Source organism: Burkholderia sp. BE12 (genome assembly GCF_002959955.1).
Classification (GTDB): domain Bacteria; phylum Pseudomonadota; class Gammaproteobacteria; order Burkholderiales; family Burkholderiaceae; genus Burkholderia.
Window position 1 is genome coordinate 25,009 of record NZ_PREY01000008.1, and the last position, 16,898, is coordinate 41,906.

12 protein-coding genes and 1 tRNA gene are annotated in these 16,898 nt (G+C 66.5%); 5 read left to right on the forward strand and 8 right to left on the reverse strand.

What is annotated here, in order from left to right:
* The first annotated feature begins 11 nt into the window (after positions 1 to 11).
* Positions 12 to 1,526, forward strand: coding sequence for a nitrogen regulation protein NR(I) (gene ntrC, locus C4B30_RS10565; protein WP_027784884.1), 1,515 nt, complete (start codon positions 12 to 14; stop codon positions 1,524 to 1,526).
* 88 nt (positions 1,527 to 1,614) lie between these two features.
* Entirely contained in the window at positions 1,615 to 3,723 is a 2,109-nt protein-coding gene (locus C4B30_RS10570) for a prolyl oligopeptidase family serine peptidase (RefSeq protein ID WP_027784883.1), read from the forward strand.
* Between the two features lie 22 nt (positions 3,724 to 3,745).
* On the opposite strand, the gene xth is transcribed toward C4B30_RS10570, so the two are convergent.
* Positions 3,746 to 4,522, reverse strand: a complete 777-nt coding sequence (gene xth, locus C4B30_RS10575; protein ID WP_027784882.1) for an exodeoxyribonuclease III — start codon at positions 4,520 to 4,522, stop codon at positions 3,746 to 3,748.
* A 183-nt stretch (positions 4,523 to 4,705) separates the two neighbouring features.
* Here xth and C4B30_RS10580 point away from each other — a divergent pair.
* Positions 4,706 to 4,782 (forward strand) — tRNA-Met (locus C4B30_RS10580).
* Between the two features lie 95 nt (positions 4,783 to 4,877).
* On the opposite strand, the gene C4B30_RS10585 is transcribed toward C4B30_RS10580, so the two are convergent.
* From C4B30_RS10585 to C4B30_RS10595, 3 genes are all read right to left on the reverse strand, one after another.
* The gene (locus C4B30_RS10585) at positions 4,878 to 5,570 is read right to left on the reverse strand and encodes an aspartate/glutamate racemase family protein (protein WP_027784881.1); all 693 of its coding nucleotides are present in this window, start codon (positions 5,568 to 5,570) and stop codon (positions 4,878 to 4,880) included.
* A gap of 117 nt (positions 5,571 to 5,687) precedes the next feature.
* A complete protein-coding gene (locus tag C4B30_RS10590; RefSeq protein ID WP_027784880.1) occupies positions 5,688 to 6,218 on the reverse strand; it encodes an ureidoglycolate lyase in 531 nt (176 codons plus the stop codon).
* A gap of 15 nt (positions 6,219 to 6,233) precedes the next feature.
* Positions 6,234 to 7,181, reverse strand: a complete 948-nt coding sequence (locus tag C4B30_RS10595; RefSeq protein ID WP_027784879.1) for a LysR family transcriptional regulator — start codon at positions 7,179 to 7,181, stop codon at positions 6,234 to 6,236.
* A 323-nt stretch (positions 7,182 to 7,504) separates the two neighbouring features.
* On the opposite strand from C4B30_RS10595, the gene C4B30_RS10600 reads away from it, so the two are divergent.
* Both C4B30_RS10600 and dinB read left to right on the forward strand, forming a co-directional pair.
* On the forward strand, positions 7,505 to 8,653 hold the full coding sequence (locus C4B30_RS10600) for a branched-chain amino acid ABC transporter substrate-binding protein (protein WP_027784878.1): 1,149 nt from the start codon (positions 7,505 to 7,507) through the stop codon (positions 8,651 to 8,653).
* A gap of 183 nt (positions 8,654 to 8,836) precedes the next feature.
* On the forward strand, positions 8,837 to 10,000 hold the full coding sequence (gene dinB, locus C4B30_RS10605; protein WP_027784877.1) for a DNA polymerase IV: 1,164 nt from the start codon (positions 8,837 to 8,839) through the stop codon (positions 9,998 to 10,000).
* Between the two features lie 57 nt (positions 10,001 to 10,057).
* On the opposite strand, the gene C4B30_RS10610 is transcribed toward dinB, so the two are convergent.
* The 4 genes from C4B30_RS10610 to fixL form a co-directional block, all read right to left on the reverse strand.
* Positions 10,058 to 12,145, reverse strand: coding sequence for a M3 family metallopeptidase (locus C4B30_RS10610; protein WP_027784876.1), 2,088 nt, complete (start codon positions 12,143 to 12,145; stop codon positions 10,058 to 10,060).
* Positions 12,146 to 12,391: 246 nt separating this feature from the next.
* Positions 12,392 to 13,252, reverse strand: coding sequence for a bifunctional methylenetetrahydrofolate dehydrogenase/methenyltetrahydrofolate cyclohydrolase FolD (folD, locus tag C4B30_RS10615; protein WP_027784875.1), 861 nt, complete (start codon positions 13,250 to 13,252; stop codon positions 12,392 to 12,394).
* 242 nt (positions 13,253 to 13,494) lie between these two features.
* Positions 13,495 to 14,133: an oxygen response regulator transcription factor FixJ gene (gene fixJ / locus C4B30_RS10620; protein WP_027784874.1), complete on the reverse strand. Its 639-nt coding sequence runs from the start codon at positions 14,131 to 14,133 to the stop codon at positions 13,495 to 13,497.
* Positions 14,130 to 16,646, reverse strand: coding sequence for an oxygen sensor histidine kinase FixL (fixL, locus tag C4B30_RS10625; protein WP_027784873.1), 2,517 nt, complete (start codon positions 16,644 to 16,646; stop codon positions 14,130 to 14,132). Before fixL ends, fixJ begins: the two co-directional genes overlap by 4 nt.
* Between the last annotated feature and the right edge of the window lie 252 nt (positions 16,647 to 16,898).

Sequence of the window (16,898 nt, forward strand, 5' to 3'; positions counted from 1 at the left end):
CTGACCGACCTATGAAGCCGATCTGGATAGTAGACGACGACCAATCGATCCGCTGGGTGCTTGAAAAGGCACTCGCCCGGGACAGCTTCGCGACGAAGAGTTTCGCGAACGTGCGCGACGCGCTGGCCGCGCTCGACCACGAGACGCCGCAGGTACTCGTGTCCGACATCCGGATGCCGGGCGGCTCGGGCCTCGAGTTGCTGCAGGCGATGCACGAGCGGCTGCCGGGCCTGCCCGTCATCATCATGACGGCGTTCTCCGATCTCGACAGCGCCGTCGCGGCGTTCCAGGGCGGCGCGTTCGAATACCTCGCGAAGCCGTTCGACGTCGACAAGGCGGTCGAGCTGATCCGCCGCGCGGTGGAAGAAAGCCTGCGCGGCGGCGTGCCGCAGGACGAGCGCGTAACCGAGGCGCCCGAGATGCTCGGGCAGGCGCCCGCGATGCAGGACATGTTCCGTGCGATCGGCCGGCTGTCGCATTCGGCCGCGACCGTGCTGATCACCGGCGAGTCGGGCACCGGCAAGGAGCTCGTCGCACGGGCGCTGCACCGTCACAGCCCGCGCGCCAACGGGCCGTTCATCGCGCTGAACACGGCGGCGATTCCGAAGGATCTGCTCGAATCCGAGCTGTTCGGCCACGAGCGCGGCGCGTTCACCGGCGCGCAGACGACGCGGCAGGGCCGCTTCGAGCAGGCCGAGAACGGCACGCTGTTCCTCGACGAAATCGGCGACATGCCGTTCGACCTGCAGACGCGCCTGTTGCGCGTGCTGTCGGACGGGCAGTTCTATCGGGTCGGCGGCCACAACCCGCTGCGCGCGAACGTGCGCGTGATCGCCGCGACGCACCAGAATCTCGAGTCGCGCGTGCGGCAGGGGCTGTTCCGCGAGGACCTTTACCACCGGCTCAACGTGATCCGGCTGCGCCTGCCGCCGCTGCGCGAACGCAGCGAGGACATCGCGCTGCTCACGCGCCACTTCCTGCAGAAGAGCGCACGCGATCTCGGCGTCGAGCCGAAGCGCGTGTCGGACGACGCGCTCGCGTATCTCTCGTCGCTGCCGTTTCCCGGCAACGTGCGGCAGCTCGAGAATCTCGCGAACTGGTTGACCGTGATGGCGCCCGCGCAGACGGTCGAGATCAAGGACTTGCCGCCCGATCTCGTGCCGGCCGGGGCGCCGGTCGTCGCGTCGGGCGACGGCGCGGACGTACACGGCAGCGGCGGCCACGCGGCGGCGCCTGCCGCGATCGGTGCAACGCCGGTCGCCGCCGCGCCGGTCGCGAGTGCGGCGAACGGCAGCGCGCCGGCCGGCTACCCGCTGTGGGAACACGGGCTTCGCACCGAAGTCGCGCGGTTGTTGCGCGAGAACTCGGCCGACGTGATGGACGAGCTCGCGCGCCGCTTCGAGGCGGCCGTGATCCGCGAGGCGCTCGATTTCACGCGCGGCCGCAAGGTCGAGGCCGCGGAGCGGCTCGGCATCGGCCGCAACACGATCACGCGCAAGATCCAGGAACTCCATCTGGAGCCCTGAGCACGATTCGCGGCATGCGCGGGCCCGCGCATGCCGCGATCGGACATAATCGCGGTTTGCATGCAGCTTGCCATCGCGCCGATCCCCAATGTCCGATTCCTTCCGCTGGCCCGCCGGGGCCGACCCGTTCCGTTTCCTCGAAGCGCTCGACAGCAAGCGTGCCCGCACGTGGGTCGACGAGCAGAATGCGCGCACGCGCGCCGCACTGCGTGACGACGATGCCTATCGCGCGCTGAGCGCGCGTCTCGCGAAAGCGTATCTGCCGCGCGAACGCCCGGTGATTCCGACCCGCTGGCGCGACTGGGCGTACGACCTGTGGCAGGACGATCTCCATCCGAAGGGACTGTGGCGCCGCACGCGCTGGGCCGACTGGCGGGCCGGCCAGCCGGCATGGGAAACGCTGCTCGACGTCGACGCGCTCGGCGCCGAAGAGGGCGAGTCGTGGGTGTTCGAGCAGGAGGCGATCCTGTATCCGGACGGCGATCGCGTGCTGCTGTCGCTGTCGCCGGGCGGCGCCGACGCGGTCGTCGTGCGCGAATTCGATCTCGTCGAGCGCCGTTTCGTCGACGGCGGCTTCACGATCGACGAGCCGGGCCATCACACGGTCGGCTGGATCGATCGCGACACCGTCTACGTGAGCTGGGATCGCGGCGAAGCGCATGCGACCGCGGCCGGCTATCCGTATGAAGCGCGGCGCTGGGTGCGCGGCACGGCGCTTGCCGATGCGCCCGTCGTATTTCGCGGCGAACCCGACGACATCAGCGCGGGCGCGGGCTTCGATCCGATCGACAACCGCCACGTCGCGTGGCGCAGCGTCGATTTCTTCGACGCGCATGCGTACCGGCTGACGGAGGCGGGCGAATGGGCGCGCTACGACGTGCCGACGCATGTCGAGGTCGGGTTCTGGGAAGGCTGGCTCGTGCTGGAGCCGCGCCTCGACTGGGATTGCGACGGCGTGCGCCACGCGGGCGGCTCGCTGCTCGCGATCCGCGAGCAGGCGTTTCTCGCCGGCGCGCGCGAATTCACGACGCTGTTCGCGCCGCGGCCGACGACGTCCGCCTGTACGTGGACGCACACGCGCACGACGCTGATCGCGAGCTGGCTCGACGACGTGCACAACCGCACGATGCTGTGGCAACCGCGGCAGGCCGACGACGGTGCGTGGACGTGGGACGCGCGGCCGTTCGACTGGCCAGGTGATGCACAGATCGACATCGAGCCCGTCGAATCGACGCTGAACGACGAGGTGTACGTCGATGTCGACACGTATCTCGATCCGCCCGAATGCTGGCTGGCCGATCTTGCCGATCGCGCGGACGATGCGCACGCGCGCCGCGTGCTGCTCGACCGGCCGCCGGTGCAGTTTGACGCCGCCGGGCTCGTCGTACGCCGCGCGAGCGCGCGCTCGCGCGACGGCACGGTGGTGCCGTACACGCTGATCGGGCCGCGCGATGCGCTCGACGCCCCGGAAGGCGGGGCGCGCGTCGCGCGGCCGTGCCTGCTGTCCGGCTATGGCGGCTTTGCGATTCCGAATCTGCCGGGCTACAGCGATGCGTTCGGCATCGGCTGGCTCGAACGCGGCGGCGTGATGGCGTTCGCGCACATCCGCGGCGGCGGCGAATTCGGGCCGCGCTGGCACGTCGACGCGCAGCGCGAACACCGGCAGCGTTCGTTCGACGATTTCATCGCGGTTGCCGAGGATCTGGCCGCGACCGGCGTGACGACCGCCGCGCAACTTGGGATCGAGGGCGGCAGCAACGGCGGACTGCTGGTCGCCGCGTGCATGATGCAGCGGCCGGAGCTGTTCGGCGCGGTGCTGTGCCGTGTGCCGCTGCTCGACATGCAGCGCTATCCGAAGCTGCACGCAGGCGCCGCATGGCTCGACGAATACGGCGACCCGGACGATCCGCGCGAAGGCGCGGCGCTGGCCGCGTATTCGCCGTATCACCGGGTGCGCGATGGTGTCGTGTATCCGCCGTTGTTGCTGACGACGTCGACCCGTGACGACCGCGTGCATCCCGCGCATGCACGCAAGATGGCTGCGCGCATGCGGGCGCTCGGTCACGAACGGGTGTGGTACTGGGAGAACACGGACGGCGGCCACGGCAGCGCCGACGATCTGGAACGCGCCGAGTCCGACGCGGCCGAATTCGGCTTCCTGTGGACCCATCTCGGGCCGGCGCCCGCGCGGCGCTGATCGCGCGAGGGCGCTTGCGCGATCAGCCGACGATCGCGACGACGGGCGTGTGGTCGGACGGCTGTTCCCACGTGCGCGGCGCGCGATCGACCTCGCACGACGCGCAGGACGACGCGAGCGCCGGCGACAGCAGGATGTGGTCGATGCGCAGCCCCGCGTTGCGGCGGAACGCCATCATCCGGTAGTCCCACCACGTGAAGGTCTTCTCGGGCTGCTCGAAGCGGCGGAACGCATCGACGAAGCCGAGTTCGATCAACTGCGCGAAGTGCGCGCGCTCCTGCGGCGACACGAGGTTCTGGCCCTCCCATTTCGCGGGATCGTGCACGTCGCGGTCTTCCGGTGCGATGTTGTAGTCGCCGAGCAGCGCGAGCTTCGGGTGACGCTGCAACTCGGTGCGCAGCCACGCCTGCAGTGCGTCGAGCCACTGCATCTTGTAGACGAACTTGTCGGAGTCGAGCGCCTGGCCGTTCGGGAAGTAGGCGGACACGATGCGCACGCCGTCGACCGTCGCGGCGATCACGCGCTGCTGCGGATCGTCGAAGCCCGGGATGTTGCGCACGATGTCCGATTCGTCGACGGCGAGCGTGTCGCGCGCGAGGATCGCGACGCCGTTGTAGGTCTTCTGGCCCGTGAACCAGCTGCGGTAGCCGGCGGCCTCGAGATCGGCGCGCGGGAATTTCTCGTCCGGCAGCTTCAGTTCCTGCAGGCACAGTACGTCGACTCGGCTTTGCGCGAGCCAGTCGAGCACATGCTGTTTGCGGACATTGAGCGAGTTGACGTTCCAGGTGGCGATTTTCATGAACGGGAGGGTGTGTGCGGCGTGAATGCGAAGGCCGCCATCTTACCGCGAGCATGGGGTGCGAACGCACGCGTCATGCAGCGTCGCGCACGTGTCGCGCATCGACGCCTGGGCAGTGGAAGTAGAAATTGTGACAAAAGTGTTGACGTGAGTACTTCCTCACCCTATAATTTATTTCTCTGACGCGGGGTGGAGCAGTCTGGCAGCTCGTCGGGCTCATAACCCGAAGGTCACAGGTTCAAATCCTGTCCCCGCAACCAAGCACACCAGACGATGTGCAGCGCAATTGACCGATGCGCACTTCGTCGGCAAAAAACCCGGCTTCGTGCCGGGTTTTTCGTTTTCTGCGCGCCGTTCAGCGCGCCGCCCACTCGACTGCCGCCTTCGCATGCAGCGCGGTCGTGTCGAACACCGGCAGCGGCGAGTCGTCCGCGCCGATCAGCAGCGTGATTTCCGTGCAGCCGAGGATCACGGCCTGGGCGCCGCGCTTCGCCAGTCCTTCGATGATCGACACGTACGTCGTGCGCGACGCCGCGTCGACGACGCCGTGGCACAGCTCGTCGTAGATGATGCGGTGCACGTCGTCGCGCCCGCTTTCATCCGGCACGAGCACCTCCATCCCGAACTTCCCGCGCAGCCGCTCCGCATAGAACGGCAACTCCATCGTGTAGCGCGTGCCGAGCAGGGCGACACGCTCGACGCCCGCGTCGCGCAGCGCGCTGCCGGTCGGATCGGCGATGTGCAGGAACGGCAGCGTCACCGCGGCTTCGATCGCGTCGTGCACGCGATGCATCGTATTGGTCGTCAGCACGACGAGATCGGCGCCGGCCGCTTCGAGCTGCCGTGCGGCATCGGCCATCCGTTCGCCGAGCGCTGCCCAGTCGTGCGTGCGCTGGAGCGCTTCGATTTCGGCGAAGTCGACCGTGACCAGCACGCTCTTTGCATTGTGGTGGCCGCCGTGCAATGCCTTCGAGTGGCGGTTGATCAGCCGATAGTACTCGGCCGACGATTCCCAGCTCATCCCGCCGATCAATCCGATCGTCTTCATTCATCACCTTGGCGTTTCGTGTGTCGCGGCAGACGAGTATAGGCGCCGCTGCCTAGGCCCGGCCGGTACGATCCGCGCAAAGCGGGCCGGTACGGCGCTGGCCGCCTGCAAGCCGCGTCAATCGATGCAGTGCGGCGCGATCGCGCGGATTTCGCTTTCGCATGCCGGCGCTCCGGTCCGCAAGTGGACGACGAGATCGCATGTCGTCGACGGACGGGTCAACATCAGGCAGGTGACCTCGGGCTGCGTCACGCGCGTCGTATGCCAGGTGTGAGGGCGCATCACCATGCCTGCTCCCGGAGCAATGCGGAATGCACGTAGCGTTGCCATGTCCGGTGTGCCATCCGGGGTCGAACAGGCGACGACATGGATGACCGTACCTGTCAGCGGGACGATGGCCTGCTCGGTGAGACGGTGTGTCTCGAGCGAGTTGATGCTCATGTCGCCATTGCGGTATCGCACCCAGAGAATTTCCGCCTTGTCCGATGTGCCCGGGTCGAATAGATGTTCGCGCCAGAAATCGGATGCCTGGCTCAGGAACACGGGTACGTTGCTGTCGATGCTGGGTGGCTTGCCCAGCATCGTGCCGTAGGGTGCGCACGCCTCGGGAGCGAGTTGCTGAATTGAAATGCGCTGTGCCATGCCCATGAGCGTCGCTCCGGATCAGATGTTGGAGGGGGATGTGTTGTCGGTGTCGGGGAGAAGGGCAAATTGCGGGCCGTTCGCAAGCGCAAAGTCGAGCATGACGGCGAGCGCCAGTCGAGCGATCGATTCCGGCAGGAGGGTATCCGGATTGCGGCGGTACGCGGCGATCAACGGCAGTGCGGGCACGCGGTGCGTGACCTTGAGCATTTGCAGTCGACCGGCTGCCAGTTCCTTCATGACGAACGCACTTGGCAATACGGCGATGCCGAAGCCGTCGACCACCATGTGGATGATCGCCGCGACCGACGACATGCAGTTGATCTGGGCGGTGGGTTCGCCGACCGACTCGAAGAGATCGACCAGGAACGTGTGCGGCAGGGAGTGGCGTGCGAATCCGATGATCGGGAATGCAGCGAGTTCCGCTTCTGAAAGTGCCTCGTCCGAGATGCTGAGCGACGGACTCGCGATCCAGCACATGGGCAGACTGCCGAGCATGATGCTGGACGCTTCCGCACCCGTGGCCGGTGTGGTCTGCAGGGCCACGTCGATGTGGCCGCTGGCAAGCTGGGCAACCAGGTGAGATGAAGTGTCGCCGGTCAGCTCGATGGTGAGATTCGGGTATTCGTCGCGTACGCGCCTGAGCAATTCGGGCAGCCACGTATGAATGATCGATTCCACCGCACCGAGCCTCAGCAGTCCTGAAATCTTCGACCGGTCGCCGACGCTCTCGAGCATGTTCTGATTCAGCTTGAGGATCTGTTCCGCGAAGGGGAGCGCCTTCGTGCCCACCTGGGTCAGCGTGACCTCTCGTGGTCCCCGGTCGAACAGCCGCACGCCCATTTCCTGCTCGAGGGCGGAAATGCGGCTCGATATGGCGGCCTGGGTCGCATGCATGCGTTCGGCAGTCAGGCGGAAGTTGCGCAGGCGGGCCAGCCAGACAAAGGTCTCGAGAAAACGCATGTTCATGTCGCACGCCCAACGCTGTGGGATTGAGCGGCAGTTTAACGCGATGCGTTTGCCGTTGTGGCGAGAAAAATTGTTGGCTCGATCATGGAAAATCTTGTCGGGTGAGGGCGGCCCCAATTGCACGAATCAGACCGGATCGGCTGCAGTGTTCGACGATTTTCCGATGATGGCCGTGCGACACGATAGATTTTATTTGTGGGCGACGAATGCAATTTGTTGTTGGACGCGGAATTTCGGCGATTGAACACTGGGCTGCATGCGGTCGGATGAGCGGACATCATCGCGACTGCGCCGTTCGATCACTTCGATACCGGAGTTGCCCCGTGAAGCCCAATTTTCCTCGCCTGCCGCTCGTCGGCACCGCCGTTCTACTCGTCGCGGCAAGTGTGCAAGCCCGCGCGGACAATCAGACCGTGGTGCTCGTCGGCCATGCTGCGCCGCTCACCGGGCAACTGGCGAACATGGGCAAGGACAGCGAGAATGCCGCCCGCCTCGCGATCGACGAAATCAACAGCCGGCATCCGGTCGTCGGCGGCAAGCCGGTACGCTTCCAGCTCGATTCGCAGGATGACGCGGCCGACCCGCGCACGGGCACGCAGATTGCCCAAAAGCTGGTCGACGACGGCGTCGTCGCGGTCGTTGGCGATATCAACTCAGGCGTGTCGATCCCGGCTTCCCGCATCTACCGCGATGCGAATGTTACGCAGATATCGCAGGGGTCGACGAATCCGGTCTTTACGCAGCAGGGGTACAAGACGGCGTTCCGCCTGGTGGCAACCGACGCGATGCAGGGGCCGGCCCTTGCCCGGTACGCAATCGGCACGCTTCACGCGACGCGCATCGCGGTCATCGACGATTCGACCGCTTACGGACAAGGCCTCGCGAACGAGTTCGAGCAGGCGGCGAAAGCGTCGGGTGCCCGGATCGTCACGCGCGAGGCGACGAACGACAAGGCGATCGACTTTCGTGCAATTCTGACGAAGGTCAAGGGTCTTCAGCCTGACGTGATCATGTACGGTGGATCGGACGCGACCGCGGGGCCACTGGTGAAGCAGGCCGCGAATCTGGGCATCCGGGCGCGCGTGCTCGGCGGAGACGGCGCATGCACCGACAAGATGGTCGGTCTGGCGGGGGATGCGATCGACAATCTCGTGTGTTCGGAGGCAGGGCTTCCGCTCTCGAAGATGCCGAAAGGGCAGGATTTCAGCAACCGCTATGTTGCCCGCTATCGAACGCGGATCGATGCGTACGCGCCCTTCGCTTACGATGCGGTGTATGTCATTTACGACGCAATCCAGCGCGCCGGGTCGATCGATCGGGCGAAGGTGCTCGCGGCGATGCCTTCGACGCAGTACGACGGTGTGACGGGGACGATCTCGTTTGACGCGCACGGCGACCTGAAGCATGCCGCGATTTCGATCTATCAGTTCAAGGATCGCAAGAAGACCGTGGCAGACGTGGTGCGTATGTAAGCCGGCCGTCGCGATTGAGGGGGGCAGCGGCACCGCAACGCGTGATGCCTGCCGATCGGCAGGCGCGAGGGCAGGCCATTGCCCCGGAAGTGAACGCCGGTACGGGGCGCGGCCAATGCCGGCGAATGTTGCATTCCCGGCGGCGGCCCGACGCGGTTGCACGGCGATCTTGAAACCGGAACTGTGTTTTTGTACAGTATCGGCACCGTGAACCCGACCACCATCCCGCCTGCCGATCCGCACGCGCTGCCGCCCGGCGACGCGCCGCCGCGCGCGCGCAAGATCATCCACTGCGACTGCGACTGCTTCTACGCATCGGTCGAGATGCGCGACGATCCGTCGCTGCGCAACCGGCCGCTCGCGGTCGGCGGCCGCCCCGACCAGCGCGGCGTGATCGCGACCTGCAACTACGAGGCGCGGCGCTACGGCGTGCATTCGGCGATGTCGTCGGCACTGGCGATGCGCAAGTGTCCGGACCTGCTGATCCTGCCGTCGGCGATGGACAAGTACCGCGCGGCGTCGCGGCAGATCATGGCGATCTATCGCGACTACACGCCCGACGTCGAGCCGCTGTCGCTCGACGAGGCGTACCTCGACGTCAGCGGGTCGGAGCGATGCCAGGGCAGCGCGACGCTGATTGCGCGCGAGATCCGCGAGCGCGTGCGCGACACGGTCGGCGTGACCGTGTCGGCGGGCGTCGCGCCGAACAAGTTCATCGCGAAGATCGCGTCCGACTGGAACAAGCCCGACGGGCTGTTCGTCGTGCGGCCGCACGAGATCGACGCGTTCGTCGCGGCGCTGCCGGTGCGCAAGCTGCACGGCGTGGGCAAGGTGACGGCCACGCGGCTCGACCGGCTCGGCATCCAGACTTGCGCGCAGTTGCGCGACTGGCCGCTGATCGACCTGCACCGCGAATTCGGCGCGTTCGGGCGGCGGCTGTACGAACTGTCGCGCGGGATCGACGAGCGGCCCGTGCAGGCCGATCAGGAGCGCAAGTCGGTCAGCGTCGAGACGACCTACGTGACCGACCTGACGACGCTCGAGCAATGCGCGGATGAAATCCGCCGCCTCGTCGTGCAGCTCGACGCGCGGATCGATCGTGCGGGCGCCGCGCGGTCGATCCGCAAGCTGTACGTGAAGATTCGCTTCGCCGATTTCCAGCGCACGACGGTCGAGTGCGTGGCCGACGCGACGAATGCCGAGACGGCCGTCACGCTGCTTGCGAAGGGGCTGTTGCGGCGCGCGCAGCCGGTGCGACTGCTCGGCGTCGGCGTGCGTATCGACGAGGACACGGCCGAGCGCCACGGGCAATTCCTGCTGTTCGACGACGAATCGTCCGCGCCATGAAAAAAGCACCGCCGAAGCGGTGCCTGTCGATGCTGCCGGTGCGGCCGGGCGACGCGCTCAGTGCGCGGGCGCGGCCATCCCGTTGTGGCGCAGCAGCGCGTCGATCTGCGGCTCGCGGCCGCGGAACGCCTTGAACGACTCCATCGCCGGACGGCTGCCGCCGACCTCGAGGATTTCGCGGCGATAGCGCGTGCCGGTTGCCGCGTCGAGCACGCTGCCGCTGGCGGCGGCCGCTTCCTCGAACGCCGCGTACGCATCGGCCGACAGCACTTCGGCCCACTTGTAGCTGTAGTAGCCGGCCGCGTAGCCGCCCGCGAAGATATGGCTGAACGTGTTCGGCCAGCGCGAGAACGCCGCCTGCGGGATCACGTGATAGCGCTCGTTGATCTCGCGCGCGAATGCGGTCACGCCGGTGGCGCCGGCCGGGTCGAAGTCGACGTGCAGCAGCATGTCGAACATCGAGAACACGATCTGGCGCAGCGTGCCGAGCCCGCTCTGGAAGTTCTTCGCGGCGATCATCTTGTCGAACAGCTCGCGCGGCAGCGCGGCGCCCGTATCGACGTGCGACGACATCGACGACAGCACGTCCCATTCCCAGCAGAAGTTTTCCATGAACTGCGACGGCAGTTCGACCGCATCCCATTCGACGCCGTTGATGCCCGACACGCCGAGTTCGTCGACGCGCGTGAGCATGTGGTGCAGCCCGTGGCCGAATTCATGGAACAGCGTGATGACCTCGTCGTGCGTGAAGCACGCGGGCTTGCCGCCGACCGGCGCGGAGAAGTTGCAGGTCAGGTACGCGACGGGCGTCTGCACGTCGCTGCCGCGCTTCGCGCGCGAACGTGCGTCGTCCATCCACGCGCCGCCGCGCTTGCCTTCGCGCGCGTACAGGTCGAGATAGAACTGCGCGACGAGCGAGCCGTCGCGATTCTCGACGCGGAAGAAGCGCACGTCCTTGTGCCATACCGGCGCGTCGTCCGGCTTGATCTTCACGCCGAACAGCGTCTCGGTGACGGTGAACAGGCCCTTCAGCGCGGCCGGTTCCGGGAAGTACTGCTTGACCTCGTTTTCCGAGAACGCATAGCGCTGCTGGCGGAGCTTTTCGGCCGCGTATGCGACGTCCCACGGCGCGAGTTCGGCGAGGCCGAGTTCCTTCGCGGCGAACGTGCGCAGCTCGTCCCAGTCCTTGTCCGCGTGCGGGCGTGCGCGCGTCGCGAGATCCTCGAGGAACGCGATCACCTGCTGCGGCGATTCGGCCATCTTCGGCGCGAGCGATACTTCGGCGAAGTTGCGATAGCCGAGCATCTGCGCCTCTTCGCGGCGCAGCTTCAGCGCGTCGGCGACGATCGCCGTGTTGTCCCATTCGGCCTTGCCGTCGCCGTACTGCGGCCCGAGTTCCGATGCGCGGGTCGCATAGGCGCGGTAGAGCGTCTCGCGCAGCGCGCGGTTGTCGGCGTATTGCAGCACCGGGAAGTACGACGGGAAATGCAGCGTGAATTTCCAGCCTTCCTTGCCGTCCTTCTGGGCAGCTTCGCGGGCGGCTTCAATCGCGTCGCCGGGCAGGCCGGCCAGCTCGGCTTCGTCCTTGGCGAAGTACGCGTACGCGTTGGTCGCGTCGAGCACATGATCGGAGAACGCCTTCGACAGCGCGGCCTGCTGTTCCTGCAGTTCCGCGAAGCGCGGCTTCTGGTCCTCGGGCAGCTCGGCGCCCGACAGGCGGAAGTCGCGCAGCGCATTGTCGAGGATCTTCTTGCGCTCGGCGGACAGCGTCGCGTATTCGGCGCTCGCGGCGATCGCCTTGTATTTTTCGTACAGCGCGAGGTTCTGGCCGACGCTCGACCAGAACTCGGTCACGCGCGGCAGGTTTTCACCGTAGGCAGCCCGCAGTTCGGGCGTGTCGGCGACTGCGTTCAGGTGGCCGACGATGCCCCATGCGCGGCCGAGCGGCTCCGTGGCCTGCTCGACCGTCTCGACCACGGTGGCCCAGGTCGACGGCGTCTCGCTCGCGCTCGCCGCTTCGACCGCGCGGCTGGCGGCAGCGAGCAGCGTGTCGAGCGCGGGCGTCACATGCTCCGGCCGGATCTCGCCGAAACGGGGCAGGCCGGAGAAGTCGAGGAGCGGATTGGTATTGGCGCTGGCGGACATAAGACTCCCTGTCTGTTGCCGGATGAACCGGGATGAAAAGGGTAACGGCGGCGGGGCGCGAACGCGCCCGATATCAATATTATTGGGGCGCCTCGCGCGCTTTCCAATCGTTAGTTTCTAACGGTGCGATTGACGCAGGGTCGGATGCGCGGTGTCGGGCGTGCCGGCTGGCGCGATGCGGCTGCGCGATTGCGGCTGGCGAGGCGCCGGCGCACGGAACCGCGCGCCGGCTGAGCGGGTGGGGCGTCAGGCTGCGGCGGCAGCGGCGCGTTCGGCGGATTCGATCGTGTTGATCAGCAGCATCGTGATGGTCATCGGGCCGACGCCGCCCGGCACCGGCGTGATGTAGCCGGCGACTTCCTTCACGCCCGTGAAATCGACGTCGCCGCACAGCTTGCCCGCGTCGTCGCGGTTCATGCCGACGTCGATCACCGTCGCGCCCGGCTTCACCATGTCGGCGGTCAGGATGTTGCGCTTGCCGACCGCGGCGACCACGATGTCGGCCTGACGCGTATGCGCGGCGAGGTCGCGCGTCTTGCTGTGGCAGATCGTCACGGTCGCGCCGGCGTCGAGCATCATCATCGCCATCGGCTTGCCGACGATGTTCGAGCGGCCGATCACGACCGCGTTCGCGCCTTGCAGCGCAATGCCGTGCGCTTCGAACATCTTCATCACGCCGTACGGCGTGCACGGGCGGAACAGCGGCTTGCCGGTCATCAGCGCACCGGCGTTCGCGACGTGAAAGCCGTCGACGTCCTTCTCCGGCGCGATCGCCTCGATCACCTTGTGGCTGTCGATATGCGCGGGCAGCGGCAGCTGGACCAGGATGCCGTGGATCTTCGGGTCGCGGTTCAGTTCGTCGATGCGCGCGAGCAGGTCGGCTTCCGACAGCGTGGCCGGGTACGCATCCTTCAGCGAGAAGAAACCGTTGTCCTCGCATGCCTTGATCTTGTTGCGCACGTAGACTTCGCTCGCCGGGTTGGCGCCGACGAGGATCACCGCGAGACCGGGCTGGTGGCCGCGTGCGGTCAGCGCGGCGGCGCGTTCGGCGGCCTGACCGCGCAAGGTCTTCGAAAGGGCGTTGCCGTCGATGAGGAGGGCTGTCATGGTGGTGGGTTCTGCCGGGAAGTTGGAATGCGGGCGTACGGCGCCCGAAGCGCCGTAGCAAAGCACGTAATTATACCGTTCGCCTGCCGCCGTCCGACAGCGAATCAACGGGAAGCGTCATGGCCGCGGCGCTCGTGCGCCGGGAGGAACGGCTGCCGCCGCGCGAGTGGGCCGCATCGCGCGGGGCGGAAAACACCGGTTGCGGGCCGGGCGGGCAGCGCCGCCGCGGCCGGGGAACATGCTCAGGCCTGTTTCTTCGACAGCGCGAGGCGCAGCAGATCGGCCACCGTGTTGACGTTGAGCTTTTCCATGATGTTCGCCCGGTGCGCCTCGACGGTCTTGATGCTGATGCCGAGGTCGTCGGCGATCTGCTTGTTCAGGCGGCCCGCGATGATCCGCTCGAGCACCTGCTGCTCGCGCGCGGTCAGCTTCGACAGCCGTTCGCTCGCGGCACGCTGCTCCTGGACGCTCTTGCTTTCGCTTCGGGCCTTGTCGAGCATCCGCTCGACGAGCTTGCGCAGCTCGGCTTCGTCGAACGGTTTCTCGATAAAGTCCATCGCACCCTTTTTCATCGTCGACACGGCCATCGGCACGTCGCCGTGACCGGTGACGAAGATGATCGGCAGCGCGGCATTGTCGGCGATGAGGCGTTCCTGCAATTCGAGGCCGCTCATGCCCGACATCCGCACGTCGAGGATCAGGCAAGCGATCTGGCCGGCCTGCTGCGCCGGCTGGTACGCATCGAGGAACTGCTCGGAGCTCGAGAAGCATTGAACGCGATAGCCGTTCGCCTCCAGCAGCCAGCGCAGCGAGTCCCGTACGGCCTCGTCGTCGTCGACGACAAAGACGGTTTCCTGAGTGGTGGTGACAGGGCTATTCATAGTTCTCCCGTAACGGTATGTGATGCCGATGCCTCGCGCCCCCCTTGGCCGAGATCAGCGGGTTCCCCAATGGGCAGACTGCAGTGGAACGTCGCGCCGGAAATGCGGCCATCCGGCTCGACGTTGTTGACCACCCACAGACGCCCCCGATGCGATTCGATGATCGAACGGCAGATGTTCAGCCCCATGCCCATGCCATCGGACTTGGTGCTGTAAAACGGTTCGAACAGGCGCTCGGCGGTCGCTTCGTCGACGCCCGGGCCCTGGTCAATCACACGGATGTCGACGAAGCCCGCATCGATGTCGGCGACGACGCGGATCACGCCGTCCACCGACGCCGGCTTCACGTCGGCCATCGCCTCGGCTGCGTTCTTCATCAGGTTCATCAGCACCTGTTCGATCAGCACGGGGTCGACATAAATAATAGGCATTCTTGCGAGGATTTCCGTGACGATCCGTATCCTGCGCTTTCTGGCCTCGATTTCGGCGAGCCCGACCGCGTCGGCGACGATGTCCGCGACCCGCGCCGGCTGGCGCTTCGGCTCGCTGCGCTTCACGAATTCGCGGATCCGCTTGACGATCATCCCGGCGCGCAGCGCCTGCTGCGCGGTCTTTTCCAGCGCGGGCTGCAGCGTCTCGGGCGTGCCGCGGCCGCTCTTCACGAGCGCGAGCGTGCCCGAGCAGTAGTTGTTGATCGCGGCGAGCGGCTGATTCAATTCGTGAGCAATCGACGACGCCATTTCACCCATCGTCATCAATCGGCTCGTGAACTGCAGCTTTTCTTCCTGCTGGTGCGCGAGTTCCTGCGCCTTCTTGCGGGTCGTGATGTCGGTCGCGATCTGCATCTGCGCGAGATGGCCGTCCACCCACTGGATGTACTGGCGGCGCACCTCGAACCACTTCTGGATGCTCTCGACGTACACTTCCTGCGCATCGGCCGTGCTGCTCGTCAGCGCGGCGGCCGGCAGGCCCGCGAACGCGTCGACCATGTCGATCGAGTCGGACGACGCCTGCGCGCGGTCGAAGCCGCCGCCGGACAGTTCGAGGTGGCCGTCCGGGCGAATCCCGAACAGGTGGCGGTAGTAGCGGTTCGCGAACAGCAGCTCGGCTTCGTCGGCGGCGAGCACCGACACCGCGGCGTCGAGGCTTTCGAGCACCGTCGTGAAGCGTTCGTGCGCGGCCGCGAGCTCTTCGCGCGCGCGCTTCGGCTCGGTGATGTCGGTCATCGACGACATCCAGCCGGTCTGGCGGCCCGAACTGTCGATCAGCGGCGACACGTACAGGCGCGCATGGAACAGCGTGCCGTTCTTGCGCCGCACGCGCAGCTCGAAGCCCGAGCTCGGCGCCTTGCCGCGCAGCGTCATGTCGAGCTGGCGCTGCATTTCCGGGTATGCGTCGCGCGGCCAGTACGGGAACGGCGCGACCTTGCCGACGAGATCGGTTTCGTCCCAGCCGGTCATCCGGCAGAACGCGGGGTTCACGTGCGTGATGCGGCCATGCATGTCGAGCACGCGCATGCCGATCAGCACCGAGTTTTCCATCGCGCGGCGGAAGAACGCTTCCGCATACAGCGCCTGCTGCGCCTCGAAGCGCTGGCGCGTGTGCTTCCACAGGCTCCAGAGGCTCCACAGCACGAAGCAGGACAGGCCGGCGACCAGCCACACGAGCGTGTTGTTGGTCAGGTTCGTGAGTTGCGGGAACGCGTACACGCGCACCGTCAGCCCCTGGCCGGGCGGGTCGAGCGGGAGATCGTAGTGCGAGTCGCGCGGCAGGCGCGGGCGCGTCGACGTGGACGACAGTTCGCGATTGTTCGAATCGGTGATCGAGATCTTGTACTTCGACGACAGTTCCTGCGGGATGTCGTGCTTCAGGATGCCCTCGACGGAGAACACCGCGGCGATCGAGCCGAGATATTCGCGGTCGCCGCGCATCACGGGCGTCTGCAACGTGATGAAGCCGTTGCCGAAGTCGTCGTAGATCAGCGGCGAATAGGCCTGGCGGCGCGTGCTGCGCGCCTCGTCGTACGCACCGCGCACGGCGTCCTGCATCTGCGCGTCGCCGGGCTTCGCGAGCCGCTGGCCGAGCAGCGGCGGATGCACGGCCGGCCAGCGCTGCACGCCCGGCGCCGTGTACCAGTTCAGGTAGAGGATTTCCGGATGCGTCTGCATCACGTCGGCGACGGCCATCTGGAACGCGTTCTGGTCGAGGCGGCCGGATGCGAGGTCGCGCGACAGCGCCTGCAACTGTTCCTGCGCGCCCGTCATCGACAGGCGGATCTGCTGCTGGGCCCACGCGACGTTGCGAAAGAGGGTGTCTTCCTGCTGCTGCTGTTCGCGCCGGTTGAGGCTCCACAGGATGAGGCTCATCACGACGAGGAACACCAGGATCGACAGCAGCGGCGTCAGCAAATAGGAGTTGGACCACCACGGTCCGTGGTGCCAACGGGACGGCTGCGACTCCGCCGGCGGGCCCGGCGGTCGCGCCGAGCGTGCGAAAAGCCGATCGGTCAACATGGCAGGATTGTAGCGCAGCGCAATACATGGAAAACCTATACCGGATATGTTGAACGGAAACGGTTTTGTTCCGACGAGACGGGCTGCGGAGCCCTGAAATATAGGTGCAGCGCAGCAATATTTCGTATGGTGAGAAAAGATCTCACGATTCGAAAATTTTGTTGCGCAGGCCCGTCCACGCTCATTACAATCCGTCGGAGCTTGCCCGCAGCCGGCCGCGTCGCGACGTCTGCACGAGAGCGATCCTCACAT